At 72.0% G+C, this 12,992-nt stretch carries 8 protein-coding genes; 5 read left to right on the top strand and 3 right to left on the bottom strand.

The window, feature by feature from the left end; translation table 11 throughout:
• Nucleotides 1-84 precede the first annotated feature (84 nt).
• Nucleotides 85-1,227: an AAA family ATPase gene (locus ASD48_RS19870; RefSeq protein ID WP_079073862.1), complete on the bottom strand. Its 1,143-nt coding sequence runs from the start codon at nucleotides 1,225-1,227 to the stop codon at nucleotides 85-87.
• A 179-nt stretch (nucleotides 1,228-1,406) separates the two neighbouring features.
• Between ASD48_RS19870 and ASD48_RS19865 the strand changes: the two genes are divergently transcribed.
• Entirely contained in the window at nucleotides 1,407-2,756 is a 1,350-nt protein-coding gene (locus ASD48_RS19865; protein WP_057602944.1) for an SWIM zinc finger family protein, read from the top strand.
• An 86-nt stretch (nucleotides 2,757-2,842) separates the two neighbouring features.
• Nucleotides 2,843-4,453 (top strand): DUF5691 domain-containing protein, encoded by a 1,611-nt coding sequence (locus tag ASD48_RS19860; protein ID WP_057602943.1) that lies wholly within the window; start codon nucleotides 2,843-2,845, stop codon nucleotides 4,451-4,453.
• 395 nt (nucleotides 4,454-4,848) lie between these two features.
• Here ASD48_RS19860 and ASD48_RS19855 read toward each other — a convergent pair whose 3' ends face one another.
• On the bottom strand, nucleotides 4,849-5,265 hold the full coding sequence (locus ASD48_RS19855) for a cobalamin B12-binding domain-containing protein (RefSeq protein WP_020132112.1): 417 nt from the start codon (nucleotides 5,263-5,265) through the stop codon (nucleotides 4,849-4,851).
• Between the two features lie 501 nt (nucleotides 5,266-5,766).
• Here ASD48_RS19855 and ASD48_RS19850 point away from each other — a divergent pair.
• Complete coding sequence (locus ASD48_RS19850) at nucleotides 5,767-6,762, top strand: alpha/beta fold hydrolase (RefSeq protein ID WP_057602942.1); 996 nt, start codon at nucleotides 5,767-5,769, stop codon at nucleotides 6,760-6,762.
• 379 nt (nucleotides 6,763-7,141) lie between these two features.
• Nucleotides 7,142-8,668, top strand: coding sequence for a M23 family metallopeptidase (locus tag ASD48_RS19845; RefSeq protein ID WP_079073860.1), 1,527 nt, complete (start codon nucleotides 7,142-7,144; stop codon nucleotides 8,666-8,668).
• Between the two features lie 170 nt (nucleotides 8,669-8,838).
• Here ASD48_RS19845 and pcrA read toward each other — a convergent pair whose 3' ends face one another.
• The gene (gene pcrA / locus ASD48_RS19840) at nucleotides 8,839-11,334 is read right to left on the bottom strand and encodes a DNA helicase PcrA (RefSeq protein WP_057602941.1); all 2,496 of its coding nucleotides are present in this window, start codon (nucleotides 11,332-11,334) and stop codon (nucleotides 8,839-8,841) included.
• 456 nt (nucleotides 11,335-11,790) lie between these two features.
• Here pcrA and ASD48_RS19835 point away from each other — a divergent pair, with 456 nt between their 5' ends.
• On the top strand, nucleotides 11,791-12,960 hold the full coding sequence (locus ASD48_RS19835) for a C40 family peptidase (RefSeq protein ID WP_057602940.1): 1,170 nt from the start codon (nucleotides 11,791-11,793) through the stop codon (nucleotides 12,958-12,960).
• Nucleotides 12,961-12,992: the final 32 nt, after the last annotated feature.

Below are 12,992 nucleotides of genomic sequence, written 5' to 3'. Positions count from 1 at the left end.
TCGTGTCCTCGTCCACGGCCACCCTCCACGCTTCGCGGGCCCACGCCCGAATCTCCTCGTTCCCGTTGTTTGCGCCGCTCCCGTTCACGCGCTCACCTCCCGGCAGGCCCGGTAGAAGTCCGTCCATCCGGCGCGTTCCCGGACGACCGCCTCCAGGTACTCCTGCCAGACGACCCGGTCGGCGGCCGGATCACGGACGACGGCGCCCAGGACACCCGCGGCCACGTCCCCCGCCCGCAGCACGCCGTCGCCGAAGTGCGCGGCCAGCGCGAGGCCGCCGGTGACGACGGAGATGGCCTCGGCGGTGGACAGCGTGCCGCTCGGCGACTTCACCTTCGTACGCCCGTCGGAGGTGACGCCCGCGCGCAGTTCGCGGAAGACCGTCACCACCCGGCGGATCTCGTCGATACCGTCGGGAGCGGCCGGCAGGTCGAGGGAGCGGCCGATCTGGTCGACGCGCCGGGCGACGATGTCCACCTCGGCCTCGACGCTCTCGGGCAATGGCAGCACCACCGTGTTGAAACGGCGGCGCAGGGCGCTGGACAGCTCGTTGACCCCGCGGTCGCGGTCGTTGGCCGTGGCGATGAGGCTGAACCCGCGGACGGCCTGCACCTCCTGCCCCAACTCCGGTATCGGCAGTGTCTTCTCGGACAGGATGGTGATGAGGGTGTCCTGCACGTCGGCCGGGATCCGGGTGAGCTCCTCCACCCGCACCGTCGCCCCCTCCGCCATGGCCTTCATGACGGGGCTGGGCACCAGCGCGTCCCGGCTCGGACCGTGCGCGAGCAGCTGCGCGTAGTTCCAGCCGTAGCGGATCGCTTCCTCCGGCGTGCCCGCGGTGCCCTGCACCAGCAGCGTCGAGTCACCGCTGACCGCCGCCGCCAGGTGTTCGGAGACCCAGGTCTTGGCGGTGCCCGGGACGCCGAGCAGCAGCAGGGCGCGGTCGGTGGCGAGGGTGGACACGGCGACCTCGACGAGGCGGCGCGGCCCCACGTACTTCGGCGAGATCACCGTGCCGTCCGGCAGGACGCCGCCGAGGAGATAGGTGGCAACGGCCCACGGCGACAGGTTCCAGCGGGCCGGGCGCGGGCGGTCGTCCTGCGCGGCCAGCGCGGTGAGTTCGTCGGCGAAGGCGTCCTCGGCGTGCGGACGCAATGCTTCCGCCGGCTCGTTCCCACTCGGTTGCGCGGACGTCGGATCTGTCGTGGGATCTACGGACACGGACATGGCTGAGGCCCCCTCCAGCTCGGCCGGTTCGGCATCTGGTGTCCACCGTGCACCACGCCACTGACAATGCGATCCGACCTGCGAAAACGTCCTCCCGGCCACCCGTGGGGGACGGCCCGGCGACGGTCGCGGGACGCTCGCCGGGCCGATTGTCAGTGGGGGGATCTACCTTCGATGGCATGACTCAGCAGGGGGTGCGCTGGACGGCGGACCAGGTGCTGGCACTGGCGCCTGACTCCACGTCACGCAAAGCGGGAAGCAAACTCGGCACGGCCGATCCGTGGTCGGGCACGGGCAGTTCGCGGGGGGCGGTGTGGGGATTGTGCGAGGGCAGCGGCGGCACGCCGTACCGGACGGTCGTCGACACCGCGGACGGGACCGATCCGGCGTACAGGTGCAGTTGTCCGAGCCGTAAGTTCCCGTGCAAGCACGCGCTCGGGCTGCTGCTGCTCTGGTCGGGCGGCGAGGCGGTGACGCCGGCCGGGCGGGCGCCCGACTGGGCCGAGCAGTGGATCGCGGGACGCAGGCGCACACAGGAGAAGCGGGAGGCCGGCCCCACGGGTTCCGGATCCGGCCCCGCCGACCCGGAGGGGGCGCGCCGCAGGTCCGAGCGACGCGCCGAGCGGATCACCGCGGGGGCGACGGAACTTGAGGAGCGGCTCGCCGACCTCCTGCGCTCGGGCCTGGCCACCGCCGAGCAGTCGGGGTACGCGCTCTGGGAGGAGACGGCGGCCCGCATGGTCGACGCGCAGGCGCCCGGACTGGCCTCTCGCGTACGGGAGTTGGGGGCGATCCCGGGGTCCGGGCCGGACTGGCCGGTGCGGTTGCTGGAGGAGTGCGCGCTGCTCCATCTCCTCGACCAGGGCTGGTTGCACCGTGAGCGACTGCCGGAGGCCCTGGCGGCGACGGTCCGCGCCCGCGCGGGTCTGCCGACCTCCCCGACGGGTCCGCCGGTCCGCGACCACTGGCTGGTGCTCGCCCAGTACGACACGCCGGACCCGAAACTGACGACCCGCCGCATCTGGCTGTACGGCACCGCGTCGGACCGCACGGCGCTCCTCCTCTCCTACGGCGCCGCGGGCCGCGCGCCGGAGCTCACGCTGCCCGTCGGCCTCGCCCTGGACGCCGAACTGTCGGCACACCCGGGCGCCGGCCGCCAACGCGTCTCCCTGGGCGAGCAGTTCGCCCCGCCCGTCCTCACCGGGACCCGCCCCCCGGGCATGACGACGACCGAGGCGACCGCCCGCTACGGCGAGACCCTGCGCCACGACCCCTGGCAGGACTCCGTCCCGGTGACGCTGGACCACGTCATACCGACGCCGGTCGGCGACTCCTGGCAACTGGCGGACACCGAAGGCGACACGGCGCTGCCGCTCACCCCTGCGGCGGTCTCGCGCCCCGGCCTGTGGCGCCTGGTCGCCCTCTCGGGCGGCGGCCCCGTCAAGGTCTTCGGCGAGTGCGGCCATCGTGGCTTCACCCCGCTGACGGCCTGGCCGACGGGCCCGGGAGAGGCGGTACGCCTGTGCTGAACGGACGCCCGGCATCAACGACGACAACCGCACCACGCGCACCAGGCGCGACACCCGACACACCGACGGCAGCAGAAGGGAGCCTCGTGAACGCCACCCCGCCCCTCCCCCCACCTACCTCCTGGGAGGACCTGGTCACCGCCGCCCTGCTCGGCACGGACCGCCGTACGCCGCCGGGCGCGTCCCCCGGCCGGACCGCGCCGGCCGCGCTCCTCGACATGGCGGCCGCGGAGACCGTACGCCGGCGGGCCGGCCTGCGCCCGGGGCGGGCTGCCGCCCGGCCCGCGCCGGCCGCCGAGGATCCCCGTCCGGCACTGCCCGTCGCGGCGGCCCGCCGGCTCGCCTTCCTGCTGGCCGACCGCCCCGGCACCGGCACCGGTGGCCGCAGAGGCACCGCACCGGATCTCATGGAGCTGCTGCCCCAGTGGCTGACGGCGGTGAACGCCCGGGGGTTCGCCGCGCCCGCCGAGTCCCTGCCCGCGCTGCTCGACGCGGCGCGCGGGCGTACGGACCTGCGCCCGGCGGCGCTGGAGTTCGCCGGGCCGCGCGCCCTGTGGCTGGCCCGGCTGAACCCCGACTGGCGGTTCGCACTGCGCGCGACGCCGGGCGGCGGCACCTCGCTGCCGGGCCCCGCCGAGACCGAACGCACCGAAGCCCTCTGGCAGGAGGGTCTCTTCGCCGAGCGGGTGGCCCTCCTGGCGTCGATCCGCTTCCGCGACCCCGACGCCGCCCGCGAACTGCTGGCCGCGTCCTGGTCGACCGAGCGTGCCGAGGACCGGCTGATGTTCCTCGACTCGCTGCGCACCGGCCTCGGCCCACGGGACGAGCCGTTCCTGGAGCAGGCCCTGACCGACCGGAGCCGCAATGTGCGGGCCACCGCCGCGGAGCTGCTCTCGGCGCTGCCGGGTTCGGCGCTCGCCGCGCGGATGGCGGTCCGGGCCGGGGCGTGCGTGGCCGTCGACCACACCCTGGACACCCCGACGCTGCTCGTGGAGGCCCCGCACGAGTGCGACGCGGCCATGGAGCGCGACGGTGTGTCGGCGAAGGCGCCGCCCGGCCGGGGCGAGCGGTCCTGGTGGTTCGGCCAACTCGTGGAGGCGGCCCCGCTCGCCACCTGGCCGGCGCGCCTGGGCGGGCGTACGCCGGAGCAGATCGTGGCGTTGCCGGTGGCCGACGACTGGCTGGGCGAACTGCACGCGGCGTGGTGCCGGGCCGCCGTCCGGCAGCGCGACGCCGACTGGTCGCGGGCGCTGCTCGGCCTGCCGTCGGCGCCCGGCGCGGGCGGGCCGGGAGCGGTCTCCCTCGCCGAACGGGCCAAGCTGCTGGGCACGCTTCCGGTGGCCGAACGGGCCGAGTGGGTCGCCGGTTTCATCGCCGCCCACGGCCTCTCGGAGGCGTTCCAACTGCTCGGCGTGTGCCCCGTGCCGTGGGCCACACCGCTCGGCCGTTCCGTCGTGGACGCGCTCAACATCGCACGAGACGCGGGCAGTTACCCCTGGAGCTTCAGCGGCGTCATGGGCCTGGCCGAACGCTGCCTCGACCCCGAGGAGGCGACCCGCCTGGACGCCCTCCTGGCCGTACCGGACGAACCGGAGGACGCCTCCCCGGGCGCCGGCGGCTACTGGGCGGAGGCATTCCAACGACTGGGAAGAACACTGCGCCTGCGAGCGGTGATGGCAGCCGAACTAAATCCCTAGAAACAGCACCCGAGACCCCCGGCCCAGACCATCCAGAGCCCGCCCGCCACCTCAGAACCGCCGACCCACACCATCCAACCCCTCCGGCACCTCAGGAATGCCGGCCCGCATATCCGGCCCGTCCTACGGCACCTCAGGAACGCCGACCCGCAAATCCAGCCCGTCCTCCGGCGCTTCAGGAACGCCGGCACGGATGTCCAGCCTGTCGTCCGGCGCCTCGGGAACGCCGACTCGCATATCCAGCCCGTCCTCCGGCGCCTCAGGAACGCCGGCCCGCAAACCCAGCCCGTCCGGCGATTGAGGACGAGGCCCGTTCAGGGCCGATCGGGGGTCTGGGGGCAGCGCCCCCAGGGACCGGCACACCGACCCACCCGCACAACCCCCCGCAGAAAGACTTACGCGCCGGCAGGCTGCCGCACGTTCGCCCGGACCCAGTCGACGATCGAAGCGGTGGTCGCCCCCGGCGTGAAGATCTCCGCGACCCCCTTCTCCTTCAACGGCGCGATGTCCGCCTCCGGGATGATGCCCCCGCCGAACACCAGGATGTCCGCCGCGTCCCGCTCCTTCAGCAGCTCGATCACCGCGGCGAAGAGCGTGTTGTGGGCCCCGGACAGGATGGACAGACCGATCGCGTCGGCGTCCTCCTGGATCGCCGTGCCGACGATCTGCTCGGGCGTCTGGTGGAGCCCGGTGTAGATGACCTCCATACCGGCGTCACGCAGCGCCCGCGCGATCACCTTGGCCCCGCGATCGTGGCCGTCGAGCCCCGGCTTGGCCACCACCACGCGGATCGGACCGGCTGCCACACCCATCACTGCCTCCATGAAGCGACTACGTCCATCCTCAACGGCACGGACACCCCGTGCCAGACCGCCCGGGGAAGTGAACGAACGTTATCGCCAGCATCCCGCAACCGGCAGTTTCACGGTGTGGACCGAGGGGGAAATCACACGAAGGGACACTTTCACCGCGCACCGATCCCCCGTGCCACGGGGGAACAGGCGCACCGGGAGCCGCAGAAGGGGTCGCCGTACCGTCACGCCACAGGCCGCTGGCGTGGCGGTACGGCGCATCGGCAGGCACGATGGGCACGTAGGACAGGTAAGGCACGACAGCGGGGAGCCTCGTCGCCAGACCGGCAGGGTTCCTTGTCGTCATCGGTGTAACGGGTGTCACACAAGCCGTACACGCCCCGCACGCCAGGCCGCACCCGCCCCACTCCCTGCCGTGCCCGATCGACCTCCTCCACCGCGACTTCCACGAGGGCACACGGGGGACAGAGAAGTCCTCAGCGTGCCGACAGGAGGTCGGCCATGAAGGTCACCCGGGCACTTCTGCCCTTTCTTCCGCTGTGCCAGCGTCTGCTGCCGGACATGCGGACCGTTCCGGGCATCCTGAACCTCTCAAGCCTGCCGAACCTCCCAGGACTCCCAGGACTCCCCGGCCTGCCCGGCAAACTGGCCGGGCTGTCCCTGACGCTCCTCAAGGCGACCGCCCTGGAGCTCGCGATCCTCGCGGGCCACCTGCTCCTCTACCCCTCCGGCATCGCCCAGGAGCGCCGTGCCACAGCCCGCCCCGCGCTGCCGAGGGTGGCCGGCGTCGAGGACCCGGCACAGCTGCCGACCAAGGCCCCGCTCCCGGTCGTCCTGCTGCACGGGTTCATCGACAACCGTTCCGTGTTCGTCCTGCTGCGCCGCAGCCTCGCCCAGCACGGCAGGCACCGGGTGGAGTCGCTCAACTACTCCCCCCTGACCTGCGACATCCGGACGGCCGCCGAGCTGCTCGGCCGGCACATCGAGGAGATCTGCGAGCGCACCGGCAGCGCTCAGGTCGACGTGGTCGGACACAGCCTGGGCGGCCTCATCGCCCGCTACTACGTGCAGCGGCTGGGCGGTGACGGCCGGGTCAGGACCCTGGTCACGCTGGGCACCCCGCACTCCGGCACCCGGGTGGCGCCGCTGGCGAACGCGCACCCGATCGTGCGCCAGATGCGCCCGGGCTCCGAGCTGATCGAGGAACTCTCCCGGCCGGCGCCGGGCTGCCGTACGCAGTTCGTCAGCTTCTGGAGCGACCTCGACCACCTCATGGACCCACTGGAGTCCGCCTGCGTCGACCATCCCGACCTGCTGGTGCAGAACGTCCGGGTGACCGGGATCGGTCACCTCGCCCTGCCGGTCCACCCGGCCGTCGCCACCGGCATACGGCAGGCTCTCGACACGGCTCGTACGGGCGGGTCCGCCGTCGCCCGGACCGGCAGCCGAGCCGGCACGCGCACAGACACCCAGGCCGACGGCCTCACCGTGGCCTGACGCCACCCGACACCACTCGGCAACGCCTGACATCACCCTGCTACGTCCCTGCCGACACCTTCACGGCACCCGTCACCACCGCCCGACCGCCGCTCGACCGCCGTCCACGGCCGTCCGAGACCCCTCGAGCGCCGTCCGACCACCTCCCGAGCGCCCTCCGAGAGCCCTCCGACCGTCGCCCGACCCTCGCCCGAGCGTCACCTGATATCGAACGTCATTCGAACGTAGGGCCAAACCCGCGCCCGCCGTCCCCCGAAACACGGCCGAATGCCCCTTTCCCGCAGGCACGAAACCTGCGGAAGATTGTCGTGCCCGCGTACTGCCGGGTACAGTCGCCGCACTGCTCTGGCAGCCCCTGTTGTCGGCGAAAGAGAAGTTGGTGAACGACCGTCACCCGTCGGGGATCATGACCACCCCGACCCCGGCTTCCGACGCCGCTTCGGCGCACTACGCGTCGTACGGCACCCAGGAAGCCCAGTACGACGGCTTCACCACGTACAACGGCTACGAGACCGGTGCGTTCGACGCCGGGGCCCACGCCACCGGCCACTTCACGCCTGCCGACCCGCTCTTCGGCGAGCTGCCGGGCGACGGCACAACCGCCACGACCGGCACGTACGACAACACCCAGTGGGGCACCGGCGGCCACCAGGTCCCGGACACGGGCAGTCACCAGACCCTGAACTACGACGGGTACGCGGCCCAGCACCACGCCGCCTACGACACGGGCGCCTACGACGCCACCGCCTGGTCCACGGATCACCACCAGCAGCTGAACGCCGTCCCGCAGCAGGGAACGGCACCGGATGTCAGCGGACAGTGGGACGCGAGCGCCTGGCTCCAGCCCGACCAGGCCACGAGCCCCGCCGACCGGACCCAGCAGTGGGAATGGGGCACGCAGGCCTTCGACACCGGCGCCTACGACGCCACGCAGTGGAACTCCGACAGCGGCGAGGGCACCCGTCAGGCCTCCGACGAGCACGAGCAGCAGGCCGAGGTCCCGTTCGACCAGCAGGCCACCGCCACCTTCGAACAGGTCACGCTCGACGAACACGCCCCGGCCGAAGGCGAGTTGTCCGACGGCACCCCGCCGCTCCTCCTCGACGACCAGGAGGAGGCGGCCCCGGCCCCCGCGCCGGGCGGACGGGCGGCCGCCCGCAACGCGAACCGTTCCCGGCGCCGGATGCCCGCGAGGCGCTCCGCGCTGCTGACGGTGGCCGTTCCCTCGGCCTGTGTCATGGGGGTCGCCGGGATCGCCGCGGCCTCGGTCGGCACCCTGACCGGCGGTGACGACAAGGACACCACGGCCTCCGCCTCGGACGCGCAGCCGGTGAAACCGGTCGCCGCCAACAACAAGCTGGACGCCCAGCTCGAGACCCTCAGCGCCGGGGCCGACGACTTCGCCGACCGGGCCAGCCGGACGCAGGAACGTATCGACCTGAAGACGCAGCAGGAAGCCGAGAAGAAGAAGGCGGCAGCCGAGGCGGCCCGCAAGGAGCGGCTGCGCCCCAAGTACGCCCTCCCGGTCGCGCAGCACGGCCTCAGCGCCTACTTCGGCCAGGCCGGCATCAACTGGATGTCCCAGCACACCGGTATCGACTTCCCCGTCTCCTACGGCACGACCGTGATGGCGGCGACCGACGGCACCGTACGGACGCAGTGGAACAGCGCCTACGGCAACATGATGATCGTGACGGCGAAGGACGGCACGGAGACCTGGTACTGCCACCTCTCCAGCTACCGCGTCTCCTCCGGTACGACGGTCAAGGCCGGCGACCCGATCGCGTACTCCGGCAACTCCGGCAACTCCACCGGCCCGCACCTGCACTTCGAGGTCCGGCCCGCGGGGGGCTCCGCGATCGACCCGCTGCCGTGGCTGCGCAGCCACGATCTCAACCCGACGTAGCAGCCCGGCCCGACCGACGTGGCGGCCCGGCCCGAGGCAGCCGCCCGACCCGGCCTCGGGCCCGAGCGCGACTGCGATCGCTCGCCGTACAAGCGTGAAGTGGGCCCCCGCCGTCGAAGCGGGGGCCCACTTGGTGTGCACAGCCACAAGCGCGGGCGAGGCCCCGCCCGCTACAGCTTCTCCACCGGCGCGTACCGCAGCAGCAGACGCTTCGGCTTGACGTCGCCGAAGTCGACCGTCGCCTCCGCGTTCGCGCCCGTGCCCTTCACGCCGACGACCGTGCCGAGACCGAACTGGTCGTGGGTGACGCGGTCGCCCACGGCCAGCGTGACCACCGGCTTGTCGGCGGACCGGCGTGTCGCGAAGCCGGACGCGCCCGCGGCCGAGGAACGCGAGCGGGACGAGGACAGCGAGGCCGCCACACCGGAGACGGGACCGGAGGACACGGGCGCGGTCGCCCCCGTCCGCTTCCAGTCCACATGCGTCGGCGGGATCTCCTCCAGGAACCGGGAGGGCGGGTTGTACGACGGCTGCCCCCAGGCGCTGCGCAGCGCGGAGCGCGTGAGGTAGAGCCGCTCCCGCGCGCGGGTGATCCCGACGTACGCCAGGCGGCGCTCCTCCTCGAGCTCCTTGGTCTGGCCGAGGGCGCGCATGTGCGGGAAGACGCCGTCCTCCATGCCGGTGAGGAAGACGACCGGGAACTCGAGGCCCTTGGCGGTGTGCAGGGTCATCAGGGTGATGACGCCCGAGCCGTCGTCCTCGTCGGGGATCTGGTCGGAGTCGGCGACCAGGGCGACCCGCTCCAGGAATGCGGAGAGCCCGACCGGCGTCGTACCGTCGCCCTCCGCCTCGCCGGTCTCCTGCTCGAACTCCAGGGCGACGGCGGCGAGTTCCTGCAGGTTCTCGATCCGTGTCTCGTCCTGCGGGTCGGTGGAGGCCTGCAACTCGGCGAGGTAGCCGGTGCGTTCGAGCACGGCCTCCAGGACCGTCGCCGGACCGGCGCCCGACTCGACGATCGTGCGCAGCTCCTCCATGAGCGCGTTGAACCGCTTCACGGCGTTCGTCGACCTCGAGGCCATGCCGTACGCCTCGTCGACGCGCTTCAACGCCTGCGGGAAGCTGATCTTCTCCCGCTGGGAGAGGGCGTCGATCATGGCCTCGGCACGGTCGCCGATGCCCCGCTTCGGCACGTTGAGGATCCGGCGCAGTGGTACCGAGTCCTCCGGATTGGCCAGCACGCGCAGGTAGGCCAGGACGTCCCGGACCTCCTTGCGCTCGTAGAAGCGGACCCCGCCGACGACCTTGTAGGGCAGGCCGACGCGGATGAAGATCTCTTCGAAGACACGGGACTGGGCGTTGGTGCGGTAGAAGACGGCGACATCGCCCGCCTTGGCGTCGCCCGCGTCCGTCAGTCGGTCTATCTCGTCGGCGACGAACTGCGCCTCGTCGTGCTCGGTGTCGGCGACGTAACCGGTGATGCGCGCGCCCGCGCCCGCGTTGGTCCACAGGTTCTTGGGGCGGCGGGACTCGTTGCGCTCGATGACGGCGTTGGCGGCGGACAGGATCGTCTGCGTGGAGCGGTAGTTCTGCTCCAGCAGGATCGTCGTCGCGTCCGGGTAGTCCTCCTCGAACTGGAGGATGTTGCGGATGGTCGCGCCGCGGAAGGCGTAGATCGACTGGTCGGCGTCACCGACGACACAGAGCTCGGCCGGCGGTACGTCGTACTCGCCGGGCGGCACGTCGACCGGGTGCTCGGAGGTGCCGACCAGCTCCCTGACCAGGGCGTACTGGGCGTGGTTGGTGTCCTGGTACTCGTCGACCAGGACATGACGGAACCGGCGACGGTAGTGCTCGGCGACGTCCGGGAAGGCGCGCAGCAGATTGACCGTCGTCATGATCAGGTCGTCGAAGTCGAGGGCGTTCGCCTCGCGCAGCCGGGACTGGTACATGGCGTAGGCCTGGGCGAGGGTCTTCTCGAAACCGTCGGCGGCCTGGGCGGCGAAGTCCTCCTCGTCGATCAGCTCGTTCTTCAGGTTGCTGATCTTGGCGCTGAAGGACTTGGGCGGGTAGCGCTTGGGGTCGAGGTCCAGGTCGCGGCAGACCAGGGCCATCAGACGCTTGGAGTCGGCGGCGTCGTAGATCGAGAACGACGACGTGAAGCCGAGCCGCTTGCTCTCGCGGCGCAGGATGCGCACGCACGAGCTGTGGAAGGTCATCACCCACATCGCGTTCGCGCGCGGGCCGACGAGCGCTTCGACGCGCTCCTTCATCTCGCCCGCGGCCTTGTTGGTGAAGGTGATCGCGAGGATCTGCCCCGGGTGCACATGCCGCTCGGCCAGGAGGTGGGCGATGCGGTGGGTGAGCACGCGCGTCTTGCCGGAACCGGCGCCGGCCACGATGAGCAGCGGGGAGCCCGCGTGGGTGACCGCCGCGCGCTGGTTCTCGTTCAGCCCCTCCAGGAGCGCGGCCGCGTCCAGGACGGGGCGCGGGGCGCCGTCGCGGTAGTGGGTGTCCCGGTCGGGGGGCAGGTCGAACTTCCCGCCGAACAGATCGTCCGGAACCGACTCCGGTCCGTGATCGTCCTCGGGCGGTGGCGGGGGTTCCTCCTCGTGGGCACGGGGGCCCTGGAGGTTCGCCAGGAAGCTGTCGTCAAAGAGGCTGCTCATCGCTCTCCGAGTCTAGGGGGCGCCACTGACAACCGGCCGCCGTCCCGGGAACATCTCCCGCCCTCACCCTCCGGGACACCCTTGTCACGATCCGCGACCCGCACGACGGCGACACGGGCTTCCGACCGAAGGTCACGAAAATGTATCGGGCATATCGCCCATCAACCTTCACACGGGCCACACGAGTTGGCTACCGTGCCGAAAGGCCGTACGACCCCCACCGGCGAACCCCGCCGGACCGCACGGCCGCCGCCGAGTCCGACGCGTCCGCTCACGCCGACGGAACCGGGGAGTCACCGAGACCTTGGGGTGAATCGGCCCAACGCCCCGCAGGGGACGGGCCGTAGGGCAACCCTTCCGACGTACCTGCCCGAACCCTCCCCCAGTGCCCGACCGGCCTGGGAGAGTCCCCCACCGCTGACCCGGCAGGCGGAGCACTGGAAGGAGTCGCCTCCCTTGGCGTCGCACCACCGCAAGCCGCGCTCCGCGGGCACGCGCGTGGCGGGGATCCGCACCCCCGCCCTCGCCACCGCCGCCCTCACCTCCGTGGCCCTGCTCTCGCAGACGGCGAACGCCGCTCCGTCGGACGACGGCAAGCCGAGTCTGGAGGAGGTCGAGAAGAAGGTCGACGACCTCTACCGCCAGGCGGAGTCGGCGACCGAGAAGTACAACGCCGCCAAGGAGAAGACGACCAAGCAGCGCAAGCGCACCGACGGCCTCATGGACGACGTCGCCCAGCGCACCCAGAAGCTCAACGAGGCGCGGGAGGAACTGGGTTCCTACGCCGCGGCCCAGTACCGCACCGGCGCCTCCGCGCCCGACACGGCGGCCTTCCTGCTCGCGGACACCCCGCAGGACTACTTCGACCAGAACCAGCTGATGAGCAGGCTGACCGCCCGCCAGAAGGGTGCGGTCGACGACTACGTCACCGAGCAGTCCGCAACGATGAGGCAGCGCCAGGAGGCCACCGAGAGCCTCGCGACGCTCACCGACGCGCAGAACGACCTGAAGATCGCCAAGGCCACCGTCCAGAAGAAGCTGAGTGACGCGCGCGAGCTGCTGTCCCGGCTGACCGCCCAGGAGAAGGCGCGCCTCGCGGCGATCGAGAAGCAGCGCCAGGAGGAGGCCGCCCGCGAGGCGGCGGAGCTCGCCCGGCAGCAGGCCGCGGAGCAGGCCGCGGCCCGGCAGGAGAGCGGCGGTACGTCGGCGGGCACGGGATCGTCCTCGACCGTCCCCTCCGCCTCCCCCTCCGATGACCCCTCGTACGCCACCAAGGCCGAGAAGGCGCTCGCCTTCGCCCGCGCGCAGATCGGCAAACCGTACGTCTGGGGTGCCACGGGCCCCGACTCCTACGACTGCTCGGGCCTCACCCAGGCCGTGTGGAAGGCGGCCGGCGTCACCCTCCCACGCACCACCTACGACCAGGTGAACGCGGGCACCACGGTCTCCCTCGCCGACGCCCTGCCCGGCGACCTGATCTTCTTCTACGACGACGTCAGCCACGTCGGCGTCTACATCGGCAACGGCATGATGATCCACGCCCCGAAGCCGGGCGCGTACGTCCGCGAGGAGTCCGTCTTCTACGACGGCGAGTCGAGCATCCACAGCGTCGTACGCCCGGCCTGAGGACGAGGACCCGCAGGACGACGCAGCGGGCA

Source organism: Streptomyces sp. Root1310, from assembly GCF_001426425.1.
GTDB lineage: Bacteria > Actinomycetota > Actinomycetes > Streptomycetales > Streptomycetaceae > Streptomyces.
The sequence above is the reverse complement of the archived record's forward strand: the minus strand, read 5'-3'. Positions and strand labels throughout refer to the sequence as shown.